The sequence below is a fragment of the Paenibacillus yanchengensis genome (assembly GCF_042684845.1).
Classification (GTDB): domain Bacteria; phylum Bacillota; class Bacilli; order Paenibacillales; family Paenibacillaceae; genus Pristimantibacillus; species Pristimantibacillus yanchengensis.
The window spans coordinates 31,713-56,611 of sequence record NZ_JBHUMH010000057.1 but is presented as its reverse complement, the minus strand read 5'-3'; the positions used below and the strand labels follow the sequence as shown (position 1 = coordinate 56,611).

At 39.4% G+C, this 24,899-nt stretch carries 24 protein-coding genes; 20 read left to right on the top strand and 4 right to left on the bottom strand.

Going from position 1 to position 24,899, the window contains the following annotated elements; all coding sequences use genetic code 11:
* Positions 1-68: 68 nt before the first annotated feature.
* From ACFSTH_RS15455 to ACFSTH_RS15440, 4 genes are all read left to right on the top strand, one after another.
* Positions 69-1,502 (top strand): S41 family peptidase, encoded by a 1,434-nt coding sequence (locus ACFSTH_RS15455; protein ID WP_377769435.1) that lies wholly within the window; start codon positions 69-71, stop codon positions 1,500-1,502.
* A 65-nt stretch (positions 1,503-1,567) separates the two neighbouring features.
* Positions 1,568-2,071 (top strand): ferritin, encoded by a 504-nt coding sequence (locus tag ACFSTH_RS15450; RefSeq protein WP_377769434.1) that lies wholly within the window; start codon positions 1,568-1,570, stop codon positions 2,069-2,071.
* Positions 2,072-2,128: 57 nt separating this feature from the next.
* Positions 2,129-3,808 (top strand): trypsin-like peptidase domain-containing protein, encoded by a 1,680-nt coding sequence (locus tag ACFSTH_RS15445; RefSeq protein ID WP_377769433.1) that lies wholly within the window; start codon positions 2,129-2,131, stop codon positions 3,806-3,808.
* Positions 3,809-3,857: 49 nt separating this feature from the next.
* Complete coding sequence (locus ACFSTH_RS15440) at positions 3,858-5,675, top strand: B12-binding domain-containing radical SAM protein (protein WP_377769513.1); 1,818 nt, start codon at positions 3,858-3,860, stop codon at positions 5,673-5,675.
* Positions 5,676-6,032: 357 nt separating this feature from the next.
* On the opposite strand, the gene ACFSTH_RS15435 is transcribed toward ACFSTH_RS15440, so the two are convergent.
* From ACFSTH_RS15435 to ACFSTH_RS15425, 3 genes are all read right to left on the bottom strand, one after another.
* Positions 6,033-7,007 (bottom strand): type I phosphomannose isomerase catalytic subunit, encoded by a 975-nt coding sequence (locus tag ACFSTH_RS15435; RefSeq protein WP_377769512.1) that lies wholly within the window; start codon positions 7,005-7,007, stop codon positions 6,033-6,035.
* 77 nt (positions 7,008-7,084) lie between these two features.
* Complete coding sequence (locus tag ACFSTH_RS15430) at positions 7,085-7,663, bottom strand: class I SAM-dependent methyltransferase (protein WP_377769432.1); 579 nt, start codon at positions 7,661-7,663, stop codon at positions 7,085-7,087.
* 3 nt (positions 7,664-7,666) lie between these two features.
* Positions 7,667-8,617, bottom strand: coding sequence for a TIGR01212 family radical SAM protein (locus ACFSTH_RS15425; protein WP_377769431.1), 951 nt, complete (start codon positions 8,615-8,617; stop codon positions 7,667-7,669).
* Between the two features lie 215 nt (positions 8,618-8,832).
* Here ACFSTH_RS15425 and ACFSTH_RS15420 point away from each other — a divergent pair, with 215 nt between their 5' ends.
* The 4 genes from ACFSTH_RS15420 to ACFSTH_RS15405 all read left to right on the top strand — a co-directional run bounded on the left by ACFSTH_RS15420 (position 8,833) and on the right by ACFSTH_RS15405 (position 11,241).
* A complete protein-coding gene (locus ACFSTH_RS15420; RefSeq protein ID WP_377769430.1) occupies positions 8,833-9,015 on the top strand; it encodes a hypothetical protein in 183 nt (60 codons plus the stop codon).
* A gap of 246 nt (positions 9,016-9,261) precedes the next feature.
* A complete protein-coding gene (locus ACFSTH_RS15415; protein WP_377769429.1) occupies positions 9,262-9,849 on the top strand; it encodes a DNA-3-methyladenine glycosylase in 588 nt (195 codons plus the stop codon).
* A 109-nt stretch (positions 9,850-9,958) separates the two neighbouring features.
* The gene (gene trmB, locus ACFSTH_RS15410; RefSeq protein ID WP_377769428.1) at positions 9,959-10,660 is read left to right on the top strand and encodes a tRNA (guanosine(46)-N7)-methyltransferase TrmB; all 702 of its coding nucleotides are present in this window, start codon (positions 9,959-9,961) and stop codon (positions 10,658-10,660) included.
* Positions 10,661-10,695: 35 nt separating this feature from the next.
* On the top strand, positions 10,696-11,241 hold the full coding sequence (locus ACFSTH_RS15405; protein ID WP_377769427.1) for an arylamine N-acetyltransferase family protein: 546 nt from the start codon (positions 10,696-10,698) through the stop codon (positions 11,239-11,241).
* 87 nt (positions 11,242-11,328) lie between these two features.
* Here ACFSTH_RS15405 and ACFSTH_RS15400 read toward each other — a convergent pair whose 3' ends face one another.
* Positions 11,329-11,892 (bottom strand): phosphatase PAP2 family protein, encoded by a 564-nt coding sequence (locus ACFSTH_RS15400; protein ID WP_377769426.1) that lies wholly within the window; start codon positions 11,890-11,892, stop codon positions 11,329-11,331.
* 297 nt (positions 11,893-12,189) lie between these two features.
* Here ACFSTH_RS15400 and ACFSTH_RS15395 point away from each other — a divergent pair, with 297 nt between their 5' ends.
* The 12 genes from ACFSTH_RS15395 (at position 12,190) to ACFSTH_RS15340 (ending at position 24,566) form a co-directional block, all read left to right on the top strand.
* Positions 12,190-13,422 carry a glycosyltransferase family 2 protein gene (locus tag ACFSTH_RS15395; protein ID WP_377769510.1) on the top strand — a complete coding sequence of 411 codons (1,233 nt, stop codon included), beginning with the start codon at positions 12,190-12,192 and terminating at the stop codon, positions 13,420-13,422.
* Between the two features lie 314 nt (positions 13,423-13,736).
* Positions 13,737-14,249, top strand: a complete 513-nt coding sequence (infC, locus tag ACFSTH_RS15390; protein ID WP_377769508.1) for a translation initiation factor IF-3 — start codon at positions 13,737-13,739, stop codon at positions 14,247-14,249.
* 34 nt (positions 14,250-14,283) lie between these two features.
* Positions 14,284-14,487 carry a 50S ribosomal protein L35 gene (gene rpmI / locus ACFSTH_RS15385; RefSeq protein ID WP_377769425.1) on the top strand — a complete coding sequence of 68 codons (204 nt, stop codon included), beginning with the start codon at positions 14,284-14,286 and terminating at the stop codon, positions 14,485-14,487.
* Positions 14,488-14,529: 42 nt separating this feature from the next.
* Complete coding sequence (gene rplT / locus ACFSTH_RS15380) at positions 14,530-14,892, top strand: 50S ribosomal protein L20 (RefSeq protein WP_377769424.1); 363 nt, start codon at positions 14,530-14,532, stop codon at positions 14,890-14,892.
* A gap of 168 nt (positions 14,893-15,060) precedes the next feature.
* Entirely contained in the window at positions 15,061-15,387 is a 327-nt protein-coding gene (locus ACFSTH_RS15375) for a hypothetical protein (protein ID WP_377769423.1), read from the top strand.
* A gap of 429 nt (positions 15,388-15,816) precedes the next feature.
* Positions 15,817-17,562 (top strand): biosynthetic-type acetolactate synthase large subunit, encoded by a 1,746-nt coding sequence (gene ilvB / locus ACFSTH_RS15370; protein WP_377769422.1) that lies wholly within the window; start codon positions 15,817-15,819, stop codon positions 17,560-17,562.
* On the top strand, positions 17,559-18,047 hold the full coding sequence (gene ilvN, locus ACFSTH_RS15365) for an acetolactate synthase small subunit (RefSeq protein WP_377769421.1): 489 nt from the start codon (positions 17,559-17,561) through the stop codon (positions 18,045-18,047). The genes ilvB and ilvN overlap by 4 nt, the downstream gene beginning before the upstream one ends.
* 160 nt (positions 18,048-18,207) lie before the next feature.
* A complete protein-coding gene (gene ilvC, locus ACFSTH_RS15360; protein ID WP_377769420.1) occupies positions 18,208-19,200 on the top strand; it encodes a ketol-acid reductoisomerase in 993 nt (330 codons plus the stop codon).
* A 223-nt stretch (positions 19,201-19,423) separates the two neighbouring features.
* Positions 19,424-20,503 (top strand): 3-isopropylmalate dehydrogenase, encoded by a 1,080-nt coding sequence (leuB, locus tag ACFSTH_RS15355; protein WP_377769419.1) that lies wholly within the window; start codon positions 19,424-19,426, stop codon positions 20,501-20,503.
* Positions 20,504-20,691: 188 nt separating this feature from the next.
* The gene (locus tag ACFSTH_RS15350; protein WP_377769418.1) at positions 20,692-21,093 is read left to right on the top strand and encodes a hypothetical protein; all 402 of its coding nucleotides are present in this window, start codon (positions 20,692-20,694) and stop codon (positions 21,091-21,093) included.
* Positions 21,094-21,449: 356 nt separating this feature from the next.
* Positions 21,450-22,889 (top strand): ATP-binding protein, encoded by a 1,440-nt coding sequence (locus ACFSTH_RS15345; RefSeq protein ID WP_377769417.1) that lies wholly within the window; start codon positions 21,450-21,452, stop codon positions 22,887-22,889.
* 117 nt (positions 22,890-23,006) lie between these two features.
* Positions 23,007-24,566 carry a leucyl aminopeptidase gene (locus tag ACFSTH_RS15340; RefSeq protein ID WP_377769416.1) on the top strand — a complete coding sequence of 520 codons (1,560 nt, stop codon included), beginning with the start codon at positions 23,007-23,009 and terminating at the stop codon, positions 24,564-24,566.
* The last annotated feature ends 333 nt before the right edge of the window (positions 24,567-24,899 follow it).

The following is a 24,899-nucleotide window of genomic DNA, read 5'->3' as shown; positions in this document are numbered from 1 at the left end:
ATTTATTATTTTTTTCTTCTACTAATGATTGTAGCGAACTAGAGCAAATCGTACAAGGAGATATAAACATGAAACAAGGATATGATCAGACGAATAAACAAAAAAGTACAAAGCTATTATTAGTGGGAGCTATTGTTTTGTTTGTTTTTGGATTTTTGGCAGGTATTTTTTGGATTCAGATGAAGCATCCGATTGTGAAGGAAACGGAGTTTAGAAACTTATCAGCAGCTTATAATAAAGTGATGGGTAATTATTTGAACGGTGCTGAGCCTCGTCAATTAATTAACGGTGCAGCATCGGGAATGCTCGCCTCTTTGGAAGATCCGTATTCCCAATATTTATCTGGTGAAGTAGGAGCGCAGTATAGTGAATCTTTATCTGGACAGTTTTATGGTATTGGTGCAGAAATGCGGGAGGAGGATGGGAAATTTATTATTAATGCTGTACTAAAGGATACGCCCGCTGAACGCGGTGGACTAATGGCAGGAGATGTGATTGTTGCGGTAGATGGTGAGGAAATTAGTGGTAAGAGCTTGCAGCAATTGATCACTGTTATAAAAGGTAAAGAAGGGTCCAGTGTAACTGTTCGGTTTCAACGAGCGGGTGTCGCTGAGCCAATAGAAATAGTGTTAAAAAGAGAAGCGATCAAAGTAGAGACCGTAACATTTGAACGATTAGCCGATAATATTGCCCACATTACGATCAACCGATTTGCAGGTAGAACTCATGAAGAGTTTAAAGATGTATTAAGTGCGCTAAAACAACAAGGACCGATAGCAGGTATTGTATTAGATTTGCGTTCGAATCCAGGTGGGGCACTTGATGAAACGATTGCGATTGCGAGTGAATTTATTCCAGAAGGTAAAAAGGTGTTAGATGTTGTTTATAAAAATGAACGTAGAGTAGATTCATACGAAGCTTATAAACAAGAAAAGTTAGACGTTCCCGTCGTCGTATTAGTGAATGGGCAATCAGCGAGTGCAAGTGAAGTGTTGGCTGCTGCACTGAAAGAATCCGCCGGAATGACGATCGTAGGGGAGAAAACATTTGGCAAAGGGATTGTACAATCTGTCTCTAATTTTCCAGATCAATCGGTTCTTAGCTTAACAGAAGCGCAGTGGAAAACACCTACTGGTGTTTGGATAAATAAAGAAGGTGTGAAACCAGATATAGAGGTGAAAATGCCGGAGTATGCTTATTTGCGACCACTAGCTATAGGAGCAAAGATCGAAGTAGGCAGTTACGGTGAAGATGTCAAAACGTTGCAGCAAATGCTACAAGCACTCGGCTATTTAGCAAACAAGCAATCATTGGGCATATTCGATGAACAGACGAAAGAAGCTTTAAAACAATTACAACAGGCAGAAGGAATTCCGGTAAATGGAAATTTCGATGATAAAACAGGTTTTTTAATAGTAGAAAAGCTCCGCGACAAATTAACAAAAGAAGATACGCAAATGAAAAAAGCACTTGAGTTGTTGCAACAGGAAATATCTCATTAGTGAAACAGCTTAAAGTATGCTAAAATAATACAGTAGTTAAAAAATAGAAAATGAGGTGCCTGGAGATGAATGATGGTCTGGCAAAAGCTCTAAATGATCAAATGAACTTTGAATTTTATTCTGCGCATGTATACTTAGCAATGGCTGCGTATTGCTCCGGGGATAGTTTGGATGGCTTTGCGAATTTCTTTATCGTACAAGCTGAAGAAGAACGATTTCACGCGATGAAAATATATAAGTTTTTAAATGATCGGGGTCGCCGTGTTACATTGCAAGAACTAGGTGAACCGAAGAATGACTACAAGTCAGTGTTAGATACATTCGAACAAGGCTATGCACATGAACAATTGAACACAGAGCGATTCTATAATCTGTCTGATCTAGCGTTAAATGAGCGTGAGCATGCAACAATTAATTTTTTGAAATGGTTTATCGATGAGCAAGTAGAAGAAGAAGCTTTGTTCGATAGCATTATTAATAAGCTGAAGCGTATTGACAAAGATAGTAATGCATTTTATATGTTAGATAGTGAATTTGCAGCTCGTTCTTTTGTGCCAGACGCGCAATAATAGTTAAGCACTACAGAGGATAATGGGTAGGAAATGAAGTAAGGTGCAATCTGATCCATGCAGATAGCACCTTATTTGATGTTTTTTTCCAATGATATAGACAGTGGTAGATTGATAGGTTACGATAGTTGCAATAAGATAGGAATGGGAGCTGGAGAAATGCATCAACAGTTTAAGTACAAATGGGTAGCTGCCTTACTCATCGCTTTGTTATGGGTGCCGTCCATAGGTGTTTTTTTGAATGGAGCGGAGCATCAAATGTATGTGGAAGCTGCAAGTTACGAAAAGGTAGCTTCGGTAGTAACTGCAAATAACAAACAAATAAGTCCATATAGATTGATAGTGGATGACAAAGAAGTAAAGCTAAAAGCGGCATTGCTGCAAGAAAAGGGAGTTACTTATGTAACGATGTCAGACTTGTTTTCATCGCTAGCGATCCGCTATCAATATGAAAAAACAACCAATACAGTCATTGCAAAAAATGGTAATACTACAGTAACATTTAAAGTTGGAGAAGCGAAAGCTTACATAAATGGAGATATGAAAAAACTTACCGCTACTACAATGCAGAAAAATAACCGAATATATGTACCGGTTCGAGCGTTTGCAGAGCTTTTTGAAGTTAAATTAGCAGTAAACGCATCACAAAAAACGATTCATTTGACGACAGCTATGTATGAAGCAATTAAACTAACAGAACAACCAGGAAAACCAGCTGTTACTTCCAATCAATCGAAATTATCAGGTGCGCAAATAGTAGAAATGCTAGATGAAAGTATTGTTACTATATTAACAAATGAAGCTCAAGGAACCGGCATAGTAATTGGTGATCAGCTTGTAGTAACTAATTATCATGTCATCGAAGGTGCGCAAGAAGCGATAATTGAGACAATCAATGGAGACTCTTTGAAAGTCAAAGGTGTTGTAGCAACAGATGAGATGCGTGATATAGCGATAGTGATGACAGATCAACAGTTAGGGCTGAAAGCAGCTACTGTGGATAGTGGTTTCCATGTTCAGAAAGGTGACAAAGTGTACGCACTTGGTAGCCCACTAGGAGTAACAAATACAATCAGTGAAGGGCTTATTAGTAATTTGTCCTTTGCTATATTTCAATTCAGCGCTCCGATTGATCATGGTAGCTCAGGTGGTGCTTTGATTGATGAGTATGGTAACATTATTGGGATGACTACAGCGAAACTTCCCCATACGAGTGCTAGTATTGGCTATGCGATCAGTGGCTACTATATGAATGAATTAGTTGGGGAAGTAACGGAGCAGGCAAAACAAAAGGCTGCATTTCTACCATCAAAACTACCTGCTAGTTTAGTAGGCTCATCGCCTACGGATATTACTCGAGTGATTCGGGAAAACTATAGTTCTATTGATACTTCCTATGGTTCGGCAAAGTTAACCGATTGGAAAGTAGAACGAGATGCAAGTAATTGGCTAGTTATTAATGCTAACATTGATCCGATTTTTTATTTGTACCATAGTACGAGTGCCAAAGTGGAAATACAAGCGTGGTTAATTCAACTTGGTAACCAATTGCACAAAATGCTACCAAATGAAACGGTACAACTAACAATTTCATTCGAGCGAGATTATAGTTTTAAGCCGCGAGGGCTTACCGATGGTGAAGTGACATCATTGTCGAATGAAAAGTGGAAAGTGCGTTATTCTGTGTTTGAACTGCAATTTAAAGATCAAATGTATATGAAAACAAGAGATATTTAAACAAATGAAATAAGAGTGTGTTTATAAAAGTGAGGCGAAGATGTCAGCTATGAAAATTGTACTAACGACTTTGAATGCCAAGTTTATTCATACATCGTTAGCTTTACGTTATTTGAAAGCGTATAGTGAGCGTGATTTTGATATTGAAATCGTAGAGTATACGATTAAAGATCCAGCGATGAATATTGTCTCTGATTTGTATGCGAAACAGCCGGATGTGATTGGTTTTTCGTGTTATATTTGGAACATTGAAGAGTCGATTACGGTTATTAAAATGTTGCGAAAAATTAACCCGCAATTGAAAATTATTCTGGGTGGACCGGAAGTGAGCTACGACACCGAATATTGGATGAAACGATTGCCAGAAGTTGATTTTATTATAATGGGTGAAGGGGAAGAAACGTTCCATCATCTGCTAACTGAAATAACGACAACGCAAAAGTATCATATGGTATTCGGCGCTGCCTATCGCAAGCAATTAGAAGATCGAGAAGAAATATATATTATGCCATCAAGACCGAAGCTGAATTTGGACGATATACCGTCGCCGCATCGCTTTAAAGAAGATATCGAGCAGTTGGGTAATCGAGTGGTTTATTTCGAGACGAGTCGAGGTTGTCCATTTAGTTGTCAATTTTGTTTGTCCAGTATTGAAGTTGGGGTTAGATATTTTGATATTGAACGGACGAAGTCGGATATTTTATATTTGATTGAATCGGGCGCCAAACTGATTAAGTTTGTTGACCGTACATTTAATATTAAGCGTGAATATGCAATGGAAATGTTCCAATTTTTAATCGAAAATCATGGTGGTTCTGTATTTCAGTTCGAAATTACCGCTGATATTATGCGCCCGGAAGTATTGGATTATTTGGCTGAACATGCTCCGCCTGGTGTTTTTCGGTTCGAAATCGGCGTGCAATCAACGAATGATCCGACCAACTTAGCGGTGAAGCGGAGACAAAATTGGAATAAGCTAAAACGTACCGTTACAACTATTCGTGATTCAGGGAAAATTGCTCAACATTTGGATCTCATTGCTGGTTTGCCGCTGGAAACATACGATACATTTCGCCAAACATTCAATGATGTGTTCGCTTTACGTCCAGAAGAACTACAGCTTGGATTTTTGAAGATGTTGCGTGGAACCGGATTACGGATTGATGCGGAAAAGTGGGGCTACACCTATATGGATGAAGCACCATACGAAATGCTTGGTAACGATCTGATGCCATTTGGTGATATCGTCCGCATTAAACGGGTAGAAGATGTGTTGGAAAAGTATTGGAATGCACATCGGATGGATCATACATTATTATATTTGGTCGATCATGTATTTGATTCTCCCTTCGATTTCTTTCAGTTATTCGGAGATTTCTGGGAAGAACAAGGATGGCAAAAAATTGGACACCAGTTAGAAGATTTGTTTATGAGGCTGTGGCAGTTTTTGCAAAAAGTAGCGAGTGATCAATCGACAGAGGTCACTGATACGATAAGTAAATTAGATTTGACAGTCGTGCTTGGTTTGATGCAGCTGGATTATTTTCAAGCCCATAACTACAAACCACGTAAAATCTGGTGGGAGCATGGGCGTGATAAAGCAGATTGGAATAAACAAATTCGTGAACTCATCGAGTCACCAGCACTCGTTTCTGATGAATTTGCAGCGCTCCAATTAAATGAGCGACAATTGCAAAAACATGCGGTAATCGAGCAAGTTGCCTTTGATCTACCGTTATTTTTAACGACAGGTGTCATACGCAAACAAGTGAGTACATGGCTAATTGTGCTCTATGCACTTACACCAGGCGAGAAACCAGAAATTTTCACCAAGCTAGTAGATGCCGGGCACCCATCGCTCATCTAAAATATAGAGTTGCAAAAAAATGTGCTAAATGTGCTATTTAATAAGTTCCAAAAATAAAAGAATGACGGAAAACATCGCGTTTTCCATCATTCTTTTTTATGCCTTATTTTATCGTACAAACCCTACGCTCTAGTGATCTATCCCAGCTCGTTTATACGATATATCATACAAAGCTCCCATATCAAAGGTCAATCCCAGGCCGTTTATATGATATATCATACAAAACTCCCACTTCAAAGGTCAATCCCAGTCCGTTTATATGAATTATCATACAAAGCCCTCATTTCATCGGTCTGCCGAAGTCCCTTTGTACGTTTTTTCTTACAAATCTATCCTGTGGTGTTGCCGTATGGCTGCTTATTGATTAGGGATGGTACTCTGTAGCACAGTCATCGTTCCTGTAAGCTGATAGTAACCTAGCGTTGCTGGTAGCAACAAGCATTGTCCGCTCGTTACGGAGAGAGATTGGTCTCCCCAGATGATGTTACCTTCGCCGGTAGCGATGACGAGGATAACACAGCTATTTGCTGGTGTTTGCAGTTGCCATTGATCGGTTACTTTACCATAGTGGACAGTGAAATAAGGCGAAGCGGCAATTTCTAGCCACTGTTTGTTGTCAACGTCGGTTGTTGCTGTATACGTTGCACCCGCTCCATCATAAGCAATGACATTTAAAGAATCTTCAATATGCAGTTCGCGTAGTTGACCGTCTAGACCAGGACGATTGTAATCGTATAGTCTGTACGTAGTATCTGAATTTTGTTGAATTTCGGCTACAACAATGCCGGAGCAAAGTGCATGAACTGTTCCAGCAGGAATGTAGAAAGCATCGCCTGTTTTTACCGTAATGGTATTGAGCGTGTCCATAATCGTTCCATTGTTGATTGCAGCTTCGAGCTGATCACGTGTAATATTTTCTTGTAATCCATAAATAATGTGTGCGCCAGGTTTTGCGTCCAAAACGTACCACATTTCTGTTTTTCCAAGCTCACCTTCAGGCAAATATTGATAATCGTTTGTCGGGTGTACTTGTACAGATAGGTCATCATTACAATCTAAAAGCTTGATAAGAAGCGGAAAACGTCCGTTGTCGCTAGTCGAGCCATTCGTACCGAACCATGTTTGTCCATAAGTTTGGCGAATCTCATCTAGTCCTTTGCCAGCAAGTGGCCCGTTCTCTACAGTAGTAACACCGTTAGGGTGATCGGCGATCATCCATCCTTCACCAATATGATCGTTTGGTAGTTGTAGACCAAATCGCTCCAGAGCATTGCCGCCCCAAACTCGTTCTTTTAGTAAAGGTGTAAAGCGTAAAGGGTATGGTTGTATCAACATAATTATTCTCCTATCCTGTGATGTAATATTTTCATAAAGTGTGTAAATCTCAATAGAAATGAGAGATTGATAAATTATTTACGTTCGATTGCAATTAAGTAGGGGGAACGTTCGCGTTGCATTTGTTGGTACTTCACTACTTGTACTAAATGAACAGGAAGTTGTCGTGTCCAACTTTCTACGAGCTGTGCTTCTTCTGCCCCTCCCGCATGACCAGGATATAATACACATGTTATTATACCCCCTTTACGAAGTAAAGAGATAGCAAGTTCTAGTGCAGCAATCGTACTGCTTGGTTCTGTTATAATCTGTTCATCGCCACCAGGCAAATATCCGAGATTAAACATAATGGCGGCGATGTTTTGCTGATGTTCTGTTTTAATATAGTCGTTCATATTACTGTGGCTGCCTTTAATAAATTGTACAGATGCTAAAGATTCATAATTGGGCGTAGCTGCTAATCGTTTTTCGGATTGCAAAATTGCTGTTTGCTGGATATCAAATGCATAGACGAAGCCATGTTTGCCAGTTAACTCCGCTAATGCTAACGTATCGACACCAGTACCACAAGTTGCATCAATTACTGGTTCGCCTACTTGTACTCGCTGTTTAATCCAAAGATGAGCGGTGCTTAGTACAGATAAAAACCCCATCGTTTACCTCCAATACTTTCCTTGCCAACTATCACGTCTTTTTAATTCAGCATCGATGCTGTTAAGTACTTCCCATTTTTTCATACTCCACATGGGGCCGATTAATAAATCACGCGGTGCATCACCAGTAAGTCGGTGAACAATCATATGCGGCGGTAAAAATTCTAACGTATCAACAATTAGTTTGATATATTCATCCTGTTCAAGAAAGCGCAGGAGACCAGCCTCGTATTGGCGCACCATTGGTGTTTTTCGCATAAGATGTAGCAAGTGAATTTTGATTCCTTGTACATCCATATTGGCTACAGCTTGCCCAGTTTGCAACATCATCTCGTGAGATTCTTCTGGTAAACCATAAATAATATGGGCGCAAACCCGAATGTTATGTGCTCGTAGTTTTTGGACAGCTTCGGTAAAGCAAGATGTGTCATGCGCTCGATTAATAAGTTCAGATGTAGATTCATGTACCGTTTGTAATCCCATCTCTACCCATAAATAGGTGCGTTTATTGAGCTCAGCTAAGTAGGCAATGACATCATCAGGTAAGCAGTCGGGTCGAGTAGCAATGGATAACCCTATTACGCCTGGTTGTTGTAAAATAGATTCAAAATAATCACGCAATGTATCTACTGGAGCGTAAGTATTCGTATAGGCTTGAAAATAACCAATATATTGCGCATGGGGCCACTTTTGATGCTGTCGATCACGAATAGTATTGAATTGTGTAATCAAATCATCACGACGACTTCCTGCGAAGTCACCTGAACCTCGTGCACTACAAAAGGTACAGCCGCCTTTGGCTATTGTGCCATCCCGATTGGGACATGTAAAGCCGGCATCAAGCATCACTTTAAATACTTTTTGTCCAAATTGCTCACGCATTTCATAATTCCACGTGTGGAATCGTTTGTCACTCCATAATAACGGTGTATTGGAGGTGTTAGTAGTTAGCATGAGGGAATAGATTCACCTTTCTATAATCACTTATAACTTCATATATTTTAACGAATATTACTCGCAAATGCTATGACAAACCTTTGTTAAAAAATAAAATAGGTTGTGAAATGATCAATCAATTCATTTGAAAACCCTTACAGAGAGTGTTATAATTGAAAGTATAAAGGAATGAGTCCAATCGATAAAGAAATGAATGGATGAGGTGGTATCTAATGAGCAGTAATGTAAAAGTTCCCGGTGGTGAAGAACAAATTACAATAACATTAACGAAGAAGGAACTGATGGTACTTACCGGAGTTAGGTTTCGAGAGGATCTTTCTATAGAACGATCTGCTCGCAAGAAATTACAATTGGCTATGGAACAAATTGCTAGTCAAAGTACGGATTCTGCATAGAGTAGCGGAGTTCAAACATATATTGTTTTATAATGAGGTTATCTTCCGAGGGTCATCAGAGTCCCGTAAGAGCAGCCTCATTTTGCTGTATATTTACATAAAATAAGTGCATGTGTGAGATGACTAACAAGATGATTAGATTGGAATGTTAATTTATAAATAGAAATGTAAATAGAAATGGCTGTTCTATAGGGGCTAGATATATAATGTGTGGTAAGTACGCAGAACGTATAGGAGGAGCTGTTTATGTCGTTAGTACCAGTAGAGGCATCGTTTTTCGGACAAAGTACAGTAGCTTTAGCACAGTCGTTAATTGGCATGTTATTAGTAAAAGAAACAGAGCAAGGAATAGCAGCAGGGTGGATTGTCGAAACAGAAGCATATACTGGAGTAGCTGATCAAGCCGCTCATTCTTTTGGCAATCGTAGAACGGCTAGAACAGAAATAATGTATCATGAGCCGGGACATGTGTACACCTACACGATGCATACCCATTGTCTTGTTAATATCGTTTGTGAACCAGTAGGAGTAGCGGAAGCAGTATTGATTCGGGCGGTTGAACCACATATCGGTTTATCCTTAATGCAGGAGCGACGTGGATTAGATAAATCGTTACATCAATTAACGAATGGTCCTGGGAAACTGACGAAAGCACTAGGTATTACGATGAACGACTATGGAAATCATGCGACAAAACGTCCGTTATTTATTGCTGTTGGTAGACAAGTAGAGGAAATTAGTATAGGTCCAAGAATCGGTATTCCAAATAGTGGAGCGGCGAGACATTATCCTTATCGATTTTGGGAGACCGGAAATCCATTTGTATCAAAGTAGCTAGTATTCAGCATATTAACAGCGTAATTATTGATAGGTAAACGGGAAGAAGAATGATATAATAAGTTCGATATGAGTTGAAATTTACGGCAGGAGGAAATAGATTACTATGCGTTTAAGAGGGAAAAAAGGGGCACTAGAAATTTTGCAAGCACAACCAGAACTAGTCGTTCTCGATGGTGCTTTACATCAAGGGAAATGGCAGCAGTTATTTGGTAACGATCAACCTATTTATGTAGAGCTAGGAATGGGGAAAGGTCGTTTTATAGCGGAAATGAGCGTTCGTTACCCGCATATAAATTTTATAGGTGTCGATATGTATGACGAACTTATATATCGTGCGAGTGAGAAGGGAAAGGAGCTTCACCTAGAACAACACAATGCGGCTCCAGCAAACTTACTATTACTACGTGCGAACATTGAATCGATCGAAACGATATTTGCAGCTAATGAATTAGAAAGAATTTATTTGAACTTTAGTGACCCGTGGCCGAAAGCGAAGCATGCTCGTCGTCGCCTAACGCATCCTAACTTTTTAAATAAATACAAAGAAAGTTTAAATGATCGTGGAGAAATTCATTTTAAAACAGATTCTCGCTCTTTATTTGAATTTTCGTTGAATAGCTTTGCGCAGTTAGAATGGAAGTTAGGCAATATTGCACTTGATTTACATAAAGACGGTCCACGTGAAGATTTAGTATTTACGGAATATGAATCGAAATTTATGGAACAAGGAATGCCGATTTATCGATTAGAAGCAGCTGTAGGTGAGCAGGCGATCCGAAAGTTTCGAGAAACAATACAAGTGTGAAATAGCTGATAGAGTGTAGGTAGGAGGGTACTGTGATGCAAGAGCAGCCTCATCTGAGCGTTGATGATTACTTAAAGCGGATAGGCTTTACCGGATCTTGGCGAGATGAAGAAGACCCACCTCCTAAAAGAAGACATCGAGTACTTGTAGTGGAAGCAGAAGGGGAAAGATGGCTTTGTGATGTAGGGGTAGGCGGCATTGTTCCACAAACTCCTATCTTACTCGTGGAAGCAGAAGAGCAGCAGCAAGGGGACGAATGCTATAAGTTGGAGCAACATCCCTTGTATGGTTGGGTATTGCTGGAGCGGAAACGTGGAGATTGGAAATGGTTGTACTCGTTTACGGAAGAGCCACAACTTGCCAAAGATTATGTGATGGCATCATATTGGTGCGAGCATAGCCCTGCGTCGATTTTTACTCAAATTACAATGGTCGCCATTCGTACTGCCGATGGTCGAAACACACTTCATGGAGATGAGTTTCGTATATTTACAAATGATCGTGTCGAAGTATTGGTAGCTCAGTCAAGTGAGCAATATGAACAGTTTTTAGCAAAATATTTTGGTATTATACGTCATTAAATATAAAAGCATTAGTTCACAAAGGAAACCACCCTATTGATATTGCTCAAGCGAGCAGCGATAGGGTGGTTATTTTGAGTTGTTTATTTAAAATGGAAAAGGACCTGCGAGCAAACTAACGCACAAACCGGTAATACTACCGATAAACATGCCAACAATAACATCAGAAGGATAGTGCAGTCCCAAATACATACGTGACCAAGCTACTGACAAGCCGATGACCAACGTTATTGGCCAAACGATAAATGCCACTGCTCCGCTTCCAAGGGCTAAAGGTGTTAAAAAAGCGAAAGAAGCAGTCGTGTGACCGGAAGGAAAGGAAGGATCTTTTAATAATTTGTTTCCAGTAAATACCTTTTCGAGCGATTGATAGGGACGAAGTCTTTTGAAAAACCGTTTAATTAAAAAAACAGGGATATGACTAAGGATGACAGCCAAAAAAGAATGCCAGCCGGCTGTACTCCATTGTTTATTTGCTATAAGAGCAATGACTAAGGAAGCGGCAAGTGTAAAGCTTGCTCCGCCTGTATGGGTAATAAAACTAAGCCATTGATTAATGATTCGATAACGTTTTCTGCCATGTCTTCGTTCATTCATAATATTGAAAAAAATCTCTTCACGTGCTCGCCATTTTTGAATCCAATTATCCATCTGCATGCCCTCCTTTTAAACTTGTTGCCAGCATTTATTGGAATAACTGGACATTGATTCGTTAGCTGATCGATAAATTGTAGCATGTAATGATGTGTTGAGTATAAACCTAATGCTGCAAAAGTTCCATTGCTTTCTAGCAATATTTTATTGAAATAGCAAAATAATTTTTATTATTTCGATTTTGGGGCAGAATAAACTCGAATTGCTCTATTTTTATAAAGGTCAGATGAGCAAATTCCATGATGGGTCTAGGGTCTAACCATAAATGAAATAAATAAGGGGGCATCGTGTATGATTTCTTCGGCTTTGTTTTTGACATTGCAAATATTACTTGTGTTTATTGCAGTTTATCAATTTGGTTTGTCGCTGTTTGGACTAAAGAAAAATAAAAGTAGTGAGCGACAAGCACCAAAAAAGTCTTTTGCTGTTTTAGTTGCAGCACACAATGAGGAAACAGTTATTGGCGCTTTGATCGAAAATTTGAAACAATTGGACTATCCAGATGAGTTGTATCGTATTTTTGTTATCTGTGATAATTGTACGGATCAAACGGAACAAATTGTTAAAGCGCATGGTGTGAAGGCGTTTGTTAGAAAAAATGTGCAACAACGAGGAAAAGGCTATGCTATTGAATGGATGTTAGAAAAACTGTGGGATTTGCCAGAAAAGTATGATGCTGTAGTTATGTTTGATGCCGATAATTTAGTAGAAAAAGACTTTCTCAAGCATATGAATGATGATTTGTGTGCGGGGAAACAAGTCATTCAAGGATATTTGGATACGAAAAATCCGGATGATTCATGGATAACAGCAGGTTATGCCATTACGTATTGGTACTGTAATCGATTATGGCAATTGTCGCGGAAAAATTTGCAAATGAGCAATTTTCTTGGTGGTACAGGGATGTGCTTTGAGACAAAAGTGTTACAAGAGATGGGTTGGGGAGCAACTAGTCTAGTGGAGGATCTCGAATTTTCGATGCGTTGTGTCGAACGGGGAATATATCCTGTACTGAACTATGATGCGAAAGTGTACGATGAAAAGCCAGTCAGTTTAAAAGCATCTGTCATACAAAGATTGCGCTGGATGCAAGGGCACTTTATTGTCGCTCGTAAATATTTTTTCCCATTACTATGGGCGAGTATTAAAGAACGAAATATAACGAAATTTGATGCAGCAGTTTATACAGTTTCGGTATATAATACGTTACTTGGCTTTGTTCTTACGGCGTGGTACTGGGTGGATCACATGTTGCCTGGGGCGAATACCATTAGTACGGTTTATGAACACTTGCCGTGGTGGGTATTAGCTGTTGCTGTTTCTGCTATGGTATTACAGTTTCCGATTGCACTTAAAGCTGAAGGTGTTACTAATGGGAAAATGTATATGCAGCTATTAACATTACCGCTTTTCTTAATTACTTGGTGGCCGATTACATTATATGCCTTTTTTACGCAGAACAATAAGACGTGGAGTCATACGAGGCACACGAGAGTGCTTCGTTTAGAAGAAGTACGCGGCGAATAGAGAAAGTGTTTGACAGAGTGAAATGGACTATGCTATAGTATACAAGGTAATATTAGTAAAAGATATTGCGCTTAAGTAGAAGCACCCGCTTCTCACCTTGCAGCTAGTGCTGTCTGGTTCGCTATAATCTGTTACGCTCCGTATCTAAGCTAAGTTTTTAGCAAAACTTCAGTAATTAGTATGTGGTGTGTGTCAATTGATTATTAAACGCGGGTTCTCTCAGAGCCTGCGTTTTTTAGTTTTTATAGGGGAAGAGGCAAGGTAAATCCTTTATCTTCATATATGATTACAAATAATATTGGAGGTGTCACACAATTAGCAGAGAACATCAAGTCAATGATGATATCCGGGCTAGAGAAGTGCGCTTAGTAGGTCCAGAGGGGGAACAAATCGGTATTACACCGATTCGTGAAGCATTACAGATGGCGGTTGATGCTAACCTTGATTTGGTTAACGTAGCGCCAACAGCAAAACCACCTGTTTGTCGTATTATGGACTACGGAAAATTCCGTTATGAGCAGCAAAAGAAAGAAAAAGAAGCTCGTAAAAATCAAAAAGTTGTTGATGTGAAAGAAGTATGGTTTCGAGCTAACATTGAAGAACATGACTACCAAACGAAGTTTCGTAACGTAGTTAAGTTTCTCAAAGATGGCGACAAAGTTAAAGCTTCTGTACGTTTTAGAGGACGTGAAATTACACATGCAGATATTGGCAGGAAAATATTGGAGCGCCTTGCTAAAGAAGTTGAAGATATGTGTATGGTAGAACGTACTCCGAAGCTAGAAGGTCGTAATATGATTATGATCCTTGCTCCTAAGACTAATTAATTTTGTAGTGAAAATCAGGGAGGAACATTGAGACATGCCTAAAATGAAAACACATAGCAGTCTAAAAGACCGCTTCAAAATTACTGGTACTGGTAAAGTAAAACGTTATAAAGCATATCGTAACCATTTGCTTTCTCATAAATCAGCTCGTCAAAAACGTGTACTTTGTACGCAACCGCTTATGGCAGCTGGCGATGTACGTCGTTTGAAACAACAATTAGGAAATTTGAAAAAATAATAGGTGAAGTAAGCAACACTTACTAACAGGAGGGTTCCTTTCATGGCAAGAGTTAAAGGCGGATTTGTCCGTGCTCGTCGTCGTAAGAAAATTATGAAATTAGCCAAAGGTTATTTTGGCTCGAAACATCGTCTGTTTAAAACAGCAAAAGAGCAAGTAAATAAATCACTAATGTATGCATACCGCGATCGTCGCAACAAAAAACGCGATTTCCGTAGACTATGGATCGTTCGTATTAACGCGGCTGCTCGTATCAATGGCTTGTCATACAGCAAATTTATGCATGGCTTGCGTCTTGCTGGTGTAGAAGTTAACCGTAAAATTTTGGCTGAACTAGCTGTTAATGATATCGGTGCTTTCAATTCACTAGCTACTGTAGCAAAACAAAAAATTAACGCTTCTTAGTTCAGTGAACGTATCGTTTTCTGAATAGATCAAACTGTCTATCCACTCCAGCATTGCTTGGAGAAGAGAGGCAGTTTTTTTATATTATGGACAACTAGAGACGAATGAACAAGCATTTCGTTCCTCCAAAACATACGCTAGAGGATAGTGTAGAAAAGGAGGAGGAAAATGATGAAAAATACCGTTACCAAACAGCGTGCGCGTAAGTTGGTCGGAAAAAAGATATACGCCGTACAGAAAAACGGTAAAGTCGTTTCTGGAAAATTAGTAAAAATACAAGGCAATACGCTTTATATATCGCCGAGCAGATCGAAAAGTAGTCGAAAAGGAAAAAAAGTTCATACCAAGTGTATTATCGCCCTTACGCTATTAGGTATTATTGCGATCGGTGCCATTGCTTGGGGAGCATCTGCTAATTTTGGCGGTGGCTGTGGAAAAGGTGACTGCGGAAATCAAGGTCATTATGGTTATAATGATTCGTATGGTTTTTGGTAAAATTGCATATGCTAATGCTTGACGGATAGCTAGTAACAGCATATAATAGTCTAAAGTGTTACAAGATATTGTTATTATCTCGATCTGTAGATCGCATAATGTATCAGCAATGATGAGGACGAAGTGTCAAGGGCCCTTTTGATCAGAGAGCGGTTGGATTAGCTGAAACCATCGCCAAAATCCCTTTTCTACGAGCTCACCTCGGAGCTGTTTCCCTGAAAAGTATTAACCTATTAGGGGAAATCGCAAGGCAAGCGTTACAGTGCCCAAAGTAATACACATTTATTTGTGTTACTTATTGAGATTGTCTATCGCAAGATAGCAATGAATTTGGGTGGTACCACGGAAGCACAGCCTTTCGTCCCTCTTCGCTTCAGTATTGAAGCAAGAGGAACGAAAGGCTTTTTTTTCTTGAGAGGAGGATGACTAATGGCAACGCAAGATGCAACGCTAAAGTCGAAAGCAGAATTAATGGAAAGATTATCGAAACCTGAAGTAGTGTCTGGGTCAGAAATTTTACTGCGCAGTTTACTACTGGAAGGTGTAGATTGTGTGTTTGGTTATCCTGGTGGAGCAGTGTTGTATATTTACGATGCGATGCACGGGAATCCAGACTTCAATCACTTATTGACAAGGCACGAACAAGGAGCTATCCATGCAGCGGATGGATATGCAAGGGCAAGTGGAAAAGTTGGTGTATGTATAGCGACATCAGGTCCGGGAGCAACCAATTTAGTTACTGGTATTGCTACTGCCTATATGGACTCGGTTCCACTTGTAGTTATTACTGGTAATGTTATTTCATCTCTTATTGGAACGGATGCGTTTCAAGAAGCGGATATTACAGGAATAACAATGCCAATAACGAAGCATAGTTATCTGGTGCGAGATGTGAAGGATTTGGCAAGTGTTATTCATGAAGCGTTTCATATTGCCAATACCGGTCGCAAAGGTCCAGTATTAATCGATATACCAAAAGATGTATCAGCAGCAAAAATGTTATTTGAGCCAGTTACATCGGTCAATATTCGCGGTTATAATCCGACGATTTCTCCAAACAAGCTTCAATTGGATAAGTTAGCAAAAGCGATTAAAGAAGCGAAACAACCGATTATATTAGCTGGTGGCGGTGTTATTTATTCTGGCGCACATGAGGAATTGTTAGAGTTTGTTACCACAACAGAAATTCCGATTACGACGACATTGCTTGGACTAGGAGCTTTCCCGAGTGGCAATGATTTGTGGTTAGGGATGCCGGGAATGCATGGCACGTATACTGCGAACCTGTCTTTACAAAATGCAGATTTGTTAATCAATATCGGAGCTAGATTTGATGACCGTGTGACAGGTAAATTAGACGGTTTTGCGCCAAAAGCAAAAATAGTTCATATCGATATTGATCCAGCAGAAATCGGGAAAAATGTTCCGACAGATATCCCTATCGTTGGTGATGTAAAGACTGTTCTTACACAACTAAATACACTAGTAAGTAAAGCGACACTTGCTGATGAGTGGAGACAGTCAAGACGAGATTCCAAAGCTGAATTCCCGTATACGTACAACGATTCAGAAGAAGTGTTGAAACCACAATGGGTAATTGAGCATATTCATCAAACGACAAACGGTGATGCAATAGTAACAACAGACGTTGGACAGCATCAAATGTGGGCGGCGCAATATTATCCGTTTAACAAACCACGTTCATGGGTGACATCTGGTGGTCTTGGAACGATGGGCTTCGGATTCCCTTCTGCTATCGGTGCACAAATGGCCAATCCTGATCGGGTTGTTATTTCGATCAACGGTGATGGCGGCATGCAAATGTGTGCGCAAGAATTAGCAATTTGTGCGATCAATAAAATACCGGTGAAGGTTGTTATTATTAACAATCAAGTACTTGGAATGGTTCGCCAATGGCAAGAGTTAATTCACGAAAATCGTTTTAGTCATATTGATCTTGCTGGTAGCCCAGATTTTGTTAAATTGGCTGAAGCATATGGCGTAAAAGGATTACGTGCGACGAATAAAGAGGAAGCAAAAGCTGTTTGGGAAGAAGCACTTCGTCATGATGGACCAGTAGTAGTAGATTTTGTCGTTAATCGTGATGAAAATGTTTTTCCGATGGTTGCGCAAGGTAGTACGATTGATCAAATGATAATGGGGGATGCGGAATGATGAAGAAAAATACGATCGCAGTCATCGTTAATGACCAGCCGGGCGTATTACAGCGAGTAGCTGGTTTGTTCGGACGCCGCGGCTTCAATATCGAAAGCATTACAGTAGGAGCGAGTGAAGAGCCGGGATTGTCTAGAATGGTTATCGTCACAGATGGTGATGAGCGCACGCTAGAGCAGATTACAAAACAATTATACAAACTAATCGATGTTATTAAAGTTATTGATTTGAGTGCAAATGCTATAGTAGCACGAGAAATTGCGCTTATCAAAGTAAATGCAGAACCTTCAGTTCGTCCAGAATTACTTGGGGTAGTTGAAACGTTCCGTGCTTCTGTAGTAGATATCGGAACTCATTCACTCATGGTACAAGTTGTGGGCGAAACGACCAAAATTGATGCGATGGTGGAGCTACTACAGCCATATGGTATTCGTGAATTATCACGCACCGGAGTGACAGCATTAAATCGTGGAAATTCTAAGTAAAACGATAGATGATCTATCGTGCAAAAAATAGATGATCAAGCTATAATGATTGTTATACTATCTTGAGCGGGCGTGCTACTAGGTAACGAGTAGATAAGCTGGATGTTGCCTGTTAGTACGCCCGCTCAAGAGGGTTACATTAAAGGAGGAAATTATAATTATGTCAGCTACATTGTATTATGAAAAAGATGCCGATTTAGGCGTACTACAAGGAAAAACAATTGCAGTAATCGGGTACGGAAGTCAAGGTCATGCACAAGCACAAAACTTGCGTGATAGCGGTGTGAAGGTAGTTATCGGTCTTCGCCCAGGTAAATCAGCAGATACAGCTAAAAAAGATGGTTTTGAAGTACTATCTGTTAGCGAAGCTACTAAACTTGCTGACGTTGTACAAATACTACTTCCTGATGAAACTCAGGCAAAAGTATATAAAGAAGAAATTGCTCCAAACCTTAAAAAAGGTGCAGCACTTATGTTCTCACACGGCTTTAACGTACATTACGGTCAAATCGTTGCTGGTAACGAAACAGACGTATTTCTAGTTGCTCCAAAATCACCAGGACATATGGTTCGTCGTACTTATGAAGAAGGATTTGGTGTTCCAGGTCTTATTGCTATTCATCAAGATGCAAGTGGTAAAGCAAAAGAAATCGGTCTAGCTTACGCAAAAGGTATCGGTTGTACACGTGCTGGCGTAATCGAAACTTCTTTCAAAGAAGAAACAGAAACAGATTTGTTCGGTGAGCAAGCTGTTCTATGTGGTGGAGCTACTGCTCTAGTAAAAGCTGGTTTCGAAACACTTGTTGAAGCTGGTTATGCACCAGAGATGGCTTACTTCGAATGTCTACACGAATTGAAACTAATCGTTGACTTGATGTATGAAGGTGGACTAGCTACTATGCGTGATTCCATCTCTAATACAGCAGAATATGGTGACTATGTAACTGGACCTCGTATCGTAACTGACGAAACGAAAAAAGAAATGAAACGTGTACTTGAAGATATTCAATCTGGTCGTTTTGCACGTGACTTTATCCTTGAAAATCAATCAGGTGGTGCTATGCTTACAGCTACTCGTCGTAACGAAGCGGCACATCCAATCGAGCAAACTGGTAAAGAACTTCGCGAATTGATGCACTGGATCAAGAAGTAAGCAAGAGGCAGACACTTTTCTCGTAGTTTATAGGAAGACGGTACATGAAAGTATGACTTACATGTACTGTCTTTTCTTGTAAATGGCTATGTTATGATAGCGAAAAAGAGCTGCTCTATAGATACAGCCTATAATCTAAATAGTTTTTATATCTTTGTAATCATAAGTAATGTATGGTACAAATGATAATAGAGTGAGAATGAGACAAGGAGTGCTGAAAATTATGTCAGAAGTGAAAAAAATAGCTGTTCTCGGTGGAGACGGTATTGGTCCAGAAGTAGTGGGCGAAGCATTGAAAGTATTGCAAAAAACAGAAGAACTGTTTGGTTATAAATTTGAAACGGAGCACGGTTTGTTCGGTGGAATCGCTATTGATGAGAAAGGAACACCGCTTCCGCAGGAAACGCTAGACCTTTGTAAATCAGCAGATGCTGTATTGTTAGGAGCAGTTGGTGGACCGAAATGGGATAATAATTCTAAAGAATTACGTCCAGAAACAGGGCTATTGGGAATTAGAAAAGAATTAGGATTGTTTTCTAACATTCGTCCAGCAAACGTATTTGATTGCTTGAAAGAAGCGTCGACATTGAAGCCAGAAGTGTTGGAAGGTACTGATCTAATCGTTGTTCGTGAATTGACTGGTGGAATTTATTTTGGTGAAAAATTCCGTCGTGAAGGTGCAAATGGCGAAGAAGCAGTAGATACGTGTGCATACAGTGTACAAGAAATAGAAAGAATTGCTCGTCAAGCATTTGACATTGCAATGACTCGTGGCAAAAAACTAGCTTCTGTTGATAAGGCAAACGTGCTGGAAACATCTCGCTTGTGGCGTGAAGTAGTTATTCGCGTAGCGGAAGAATATCCAGAAGTGGAACTAGAACATATTTTGGTAGATAACTGTGCAATGCAGTTGCTACGCCGTCCGTCGAGCTTTGATGTTATCGTAACAGAAAATATGTTTGGCGACATTTTGAGTGATGAAGCAGCGATGTTAACAGGTTCTATCGGAATGCTATCGTCTGCATCATTAGGTGAAGGTAGCTTTGGCCTATATGAGCCTGTACACGGTTCAGCTCCAGATATTGCTGGTCAAGAGATATCTAATCCAATCGCAACGATTTTATCGGTAGCGCTAATGTTTAGACTAACGTTTGGTTATCATGATGCAGCAAAATCAATTGAAGATGCGGTAGAAGAAGTACTTAATGCGGGTAACCGTACAACGGATATTGCAGTAGATAAAAGCAAAGCACTAAGCACAAGCCAAATGGGTGATTTGATTATTGCTGCAATGAAAAAATAATAATACGTCAGAATTTGAAATAGCTAACGACAAAATAGACGGTGTAGAACAGCGAAGTTGCTGAACTATGCCGTCTTTTTTTGCGTTTAATAGTGGTGTGAATAATATAAATCTAACGGAATGAGGACAAAGCAAGTTGAATATGCATCAGTAATGAAATAAATGGAGCTCTGAAAGGGGATTGGGCGATGAGTTTTTGTTGTGGGGCAAGTATGTTAGGATCGAGAGGAACAATGTTTCATCAGCAATCCTATATTCATCACGTGCCTGTGTTATATTGCATTGTCTGTCAACGAGTGGAAGTTCATTATATTATCCGAGAAGATTATGAATTATTAGCGGAGTTTTCTAGTAATGATGGCGCAGTAGACGTTGATTTCAACGATTACATCGATTGTTCTTACGAGGTGCTATTAGAAAATTGTGTGAACCATGAAGATGAGGATACACACGTTATTATTTATAATCAAATTGATATGGCGCTGGATCTATTAAACTTTGCTGAGCAAATCGATGATAAAGGCTGGAAATATGCATTGAAGCGCAGGCTGCAATTGTTGAATAGTCGGCGTAATATGTTGCATAGGTAAAGAGGAAAGATATTAATAATAAGTTTTTTGATAGTTTACTAGAATAATATTTCATCATAAAATTTGTCGATTGAAAGATTAATTTGAAGAATATGTGGATAAAAAAGTTAACATTTTTCAGGAAAGTGGTATTAAAATCGAATTATTGTGCGATAAAAACTAAAATAATGAGAAAATTTACTACTTACTGGAGTAAAAATATTAATTTAGATATGATAACTTGACGAACAAACAAAGAAAATAGTACCTTCATTCGACATAATCTCTGATTGACAGAGTTTGTAAAATAACACATTATAATAGATAGATAGGATTCGTTGTCCATATGCGTGAATGTTGTCCGGGAGGAGAGGTCGTTGCAGATCTTAAAAGAGTATTATTTCCCGGCGCTTGCCGAGTATGTGCGCTATGGAGGGGAAGCGTCGCTAATTAGAGCCAATAAGATAGGAAAGCGGTTTGCTCGAATTGATCTAGACACAGTATTATTTATACATGATGAGTGTACAAAGTCGCTGGCTGTAAATGCAGATCCCACAAAAGTCGTTGAATTGTATGATCGTTCGTTTGTTTTTTTTATGGAAATGATGGAAACTAGTTATTTGTCCAGTAATGAAAGCAACAGCATGCAGTTTTTCGAACCAAACATCGGGACAAAAGATGAAGTGATGTTACATCCCTCATTTAATCACAAAACTGAACTGACCACTGCCATAAGAGAGTTGCATATTATAAAAGATCCGTTCACAGAAAAAATAAAAAACAAATATGAAAACGTTCTGCAACAAATGGACAACGGTATTGCTTTATTCGATAGTAAGGGAAGGTTAACGTTTGCTAATAATCAACTAATGAAGTTATTACAAATTCCTGATAAGTTGTTGTATGGCTTAACGATGAAGCAATTATTGTTTCATTCCGAACTTGATAGTTCTTTGAAACTAATTATGATCGAAGTGTATCGTGAAATGGTTTTGAAAGAACGTACTAGTTATGAGTTTCGATATGTGGATGGTAGGCAATTGGAGGCAACGCTTACATGTGGTGATCCTTTAGAAGGAGATTACTTGTTCAGTTTAAAAGATGTTTCGGAGTTTAGACTCGTCGAACAAAGTGCATTGCAAAATGAAAAGCTAGCGATGCTGGGAAAGATATCTGCTTCTATTGCCCATGAAATTCGTAATCCATTAACAAGCATTAGAGGCTTTATTCAACTTATTAGACCTTATCTCTATGATATTGGTAAGGAAGACTATGCTCGTATTATACTGTCAGAAATCGATCGTGCTAATGACATTATTCATGAGTTTTTAAATTCTTCAAAACCGAGTGCGCCGATGAAAGAGAATGCTTCAATTAACAGTTTGCTGCACGATGCAATCGTTTTAATTGATGGGCAGGCGTTAATGCAAAATTGCGAATTAATATTTAACCAGTTAGTTACTGATTTATTTGTATCTATTGATGTAAAGCAGATGAAGCAGGTTGTACTTAATATTTTGAGAAATGCTTTGGAAGCGGTACAAATGACGGATGAATTCCATAGAAGTAAAGTTACAGTGGAAGTTAACAGCAACGGTAACTTTGCTGAAATAACGATTCAAGATAATGGAAAAGGTATGGATAAAGCTACAATGAGTAAGTTGTTCGAACCATTTTACACGACCAAGTCAACAGGTACAGGATTAGGTTTATCGGTTAGTGAACGCATCATAAGGAACCACGGTGGGTCTATTAGAGTGAACAGTATTGAAAATTGTGGAACGGTATTTGTAATTAGCTTGCCCTTACTTACATAAAACGAAGAAAGAGTGGAGGAAAGTGCCTCGACTCTTTTTTTATATGGTAAACTAATAATGAATTGATTAAATAAATAGTATATTAAATAAAGTGAACCAATTGAAGGGATGATGGAAATGCAGACAACATTAATGTATCAAGAAAACGAACAATTGGAACAATCAGTAGATGTCATTGTTTATGTGGTGACTAAAAATAGTATAGATCATATGGCAACGGAACCGTTAACTAGTGTAGCGGCTATTAATGAGCAAGTGCAAAAAGCAATAGTTAGCGGGCAGTTTAAATGTGCAAGTGAAGCGACGTTAACGTTACCAACTTACGGTATGCTTTCTGCAAACTATGTTGTTTTCGCATATTTAGAAAATAGAGAAGATATGTATTTAGAAGCATGGAGAGTAATGGCAGCGGGTGTAGCTCGAGCGGCAAAAGCGATACAAGCAAAAACGATACAACTTATTTTGAAAGAAAGTATATTTGCAGAAGTCGAACAAAATATGGGAACGATATCGGTGGAAGACAGCGCAGCAATTGTGCAAGCAGTAATGGAAGGGCTGTTGTTGACGTTACATACACGAGTGGCATGGAAGAAAGAAATGGACGAACGATTCGTATTGGATAAGCTAACACTGGTACCGGAGTGGGCGGATGAAGAAGTAGTTCCGACATGGTTTGACCAAGCGGCATGGGAGCAAGCGATGAACCGTGCGCAAGTTATAACGGAGGCAGTAGGCTTTGCACGTGATTTGGTAAATAAGCCTGGAAATGAACTAACACCGGAACTTTTAGCAGAAGAGGCAGAGCGAATAGCGCTCGAATTGGAACTAGATATTGAAGTGATGGATGAATGGACAGCCGCAGAGCTAGGTATGGGTGGTTTGCTTGGTGTAGGGCAAGGTAGTGTGAACCCACCTCGGATGATCGTCATGCACTATAGAGGAAACCCAGATAGCGAAGAGGTATATGGACTAGTCGGTAAAGGTATTACGTTTGATACGGGTGGTATTTCGTTGAAAACGGCTGCTGGAATGGAAGAAATGATATCTGATATGGGCGGTGCAGCAGCTGTGTTAAGCGCTATAAAAGCACTTGCTACATTGAAAGCAGCTATAAACGTAGTTGTTGTTATACCAACGGCAGAGAATATGCCATCAGATCGGGCTTTAAAGCCAGGTGATGTGATACAAACGATGAGTGGTTATACGGTTGAAGTAGTGAACACTGATGCAGAAGGTAGATTAGTGCTGGCGGATGGGTTGACAGTTGCGATTGCTAGAGGAGCTACCAAAATTATTGATGTAGCAACATTAACCGGAGCGGTGTCTGTGGCGATTGGTATAGAAGCATCGGCAGCAATTACGAATAATGAGCCTTTGTTGCTACAGTTAATTGCAGCTTCGAACAAAACTGGCGAACGAATCTGGCCATTACCTGCTTATGATGAGTATAAAAAGTTATTGAAAAGTGAAGCTGCTGATTTGAAAAATGTTGGCGGGAGACAAGCGGGTACGATAACCGGCGGGTTGTTTGTTGGTCATTTTGCTGAAAACTTGCCGTGGGTGCATTTAGATATTGCTGGAACTGCATGGCTTGGCAGTAATCGGAAATATGAAACGAAAGGTGGTACCGGTGTAATGGTACGCACGTTGGTGGAATTATTATCAACTTCCTTATGAAAAACTGTAAATATGTCGATGATAAGAATAATTAACAACTAATTGATGCTTGAAAGTGATGAAACCTATGCTAATATGAGTATGGAAGCAATCGACGTATTGTACTACAATGAAGATAATATATGCAATAACTTATTGCATGATTAAATTATGAAATATTTATGAAGTCATCTGATAAGTTGGTTCTTTCTGCAGAAAGCGACATGACGTGATTAACAAGTTTTTGTCTGTGATCATTGTATTGTCGCTTTCTGATACGGTTGGAACAGTTAGATTATCATGTACTAAGCATGTATAATCGTCGTTGCATCAATTACTATTGTGAAAAATATA

Excerpts from the sequence above, each read along its gene's own strand:
- ilvB (WP_377769422.1), top strand. The coding sequence starts at position 15,817 with ATGGCAACGCAAGATGCAACGCTAAAGTCGAAAGCAGAATTAATGGAA.
- ACFSTH_RS15440 (WP_377769513.1), top strand. The coding sequence starts at position 3,858 with ATGAAAATTGTACTAACGACTTTGAATGCCAAGTTTATTCATACATCG.
- ACFSTH_RS15340 (WP_377769416.1), top strand. The coding sequence starts at position 23,007 with ATGCAGACAACATTAATGTATCAAGAAAACGAACAATTGGAACAATCA.
- ACFSTH_RS15425 (WP_377769431.1), bottom strand. The coding sequence starts at position 8,617 with ATGCTAACTACTAACACCTCCAATACACCGTTATTATGGAGTGACAAA.
- ACFSTH_RS15420 (WP_377769430.1), top strand. The coding sequence starts at position 8,833 with ATGAGCAGTAATGTAAAAGTTCCCGGTGGTGAAGAACAAATTACAATA.
- ACFSTH_RS15430 (WP_377769432.1), bottom strand. The coding sequence starts at position 7,663 with ATGGGGTTTTTATCTGTACTAAGCACCGCTCATCTTTGGATTAAACAG.
- rplT (WP_377769424.1), top strand. The coding sequence starts at position 14,530 with ATGGCAAGAGTTAAAGGCGGATTTGTCCGTGCTCGTCGTCGTAAGAAA.
- ACFSTH_RS15455 (WP_377769435.1), top strand. The coding sequence starts at position 69 with ATGAAACAAGGATATGATCAGACGAATAAACAAAAAAGTACAAAGCTA.
- ACFSTH_RS15445 (WP_377769433.1), top strand. The coding sequence starts at position 2,129 with ATGCAGATAGCACCTTATTTGATGTTTTTTTCCAATGATATAGACAGT.
- ACFSTH_RS15450 (WP_377769434.1), top strand. The coding sequence starts at position 1,568 with ATGAATGATGGTCTGGCAAAAGCTCTAAATGATCAAATGAACTTTGAA.
- leuB (WP_377769419.1), top strand. The coding sequence starts at position 19,424 with ATGTCAGAAGTGAAAAAAATAGCTGTTCTCGGTGGAGACGGTATTGGT.
- ACFSTH_RS15415 (WP_377769429.1), top strand. The coding sequence starts at position 9,262 with ATGTCGTTAGTACCAGTAGAGGCATCGTTTTTCGGACAAAGTACAGTA.
- ACFSTH_RS15405 (WP_377769427.1), top strand. The coding sequence starts at position 10,696 with ATGCAAGAGCAGCCTCATCTGAGCGTTGATGATTACTTAAAGCGGATA.
- ilvN (WP_377769421.1), top strand. The coding sequence starts at position 17,559 with ATGATGAAGAAAAATACGATCGCAGTCATCGTTAATGACCAGCCGGGC.
- rpmI (WP_377769425.1), top strand. The coding sequence starts at position 14,284 with ATGCCTAAAATGAAAACACATAGCAGTCTAAAAGACCGCTTCAAAATT.
- ACFSTH_RS15400 (WP_377769426.1), bottom strand. The coding sequence starts at position 11,892 with ATGGATAATTGGATTCAAAAATGGCGAGCACGTGAAGAGATTTTTTTC.
- ACFSTH_RS15375 (WP_377769423.1), top strand. The coding sequence starts at position 15,061 with ATGATGAAAAATACCGTTACCAAACAGCGTGCGCGTAAGTTGGTCGGA.
- trmB (WP_377769428.1), top strand. The coding sequence starts at position 9,959 with ATGCGTTTAAGAGGGAAAAAAGGGGCACTAGAAATTTTGCAAGCACAA.
- ACFSTH_RS15350 (WP_377769418.1), top strand. The coding sequence starts at position 20,692 with ATGAGTTTTTGTTGTGGGGCAAGTATGTTAGGATCGAGAGGAACAATG.
- ilvC (WP_377769420.1), top strand. The coding sequence starts at position 18,208 with ATGTCAGCTACATTGTATTATGAAAAAGATGCCGATTTAGGCGTACTA.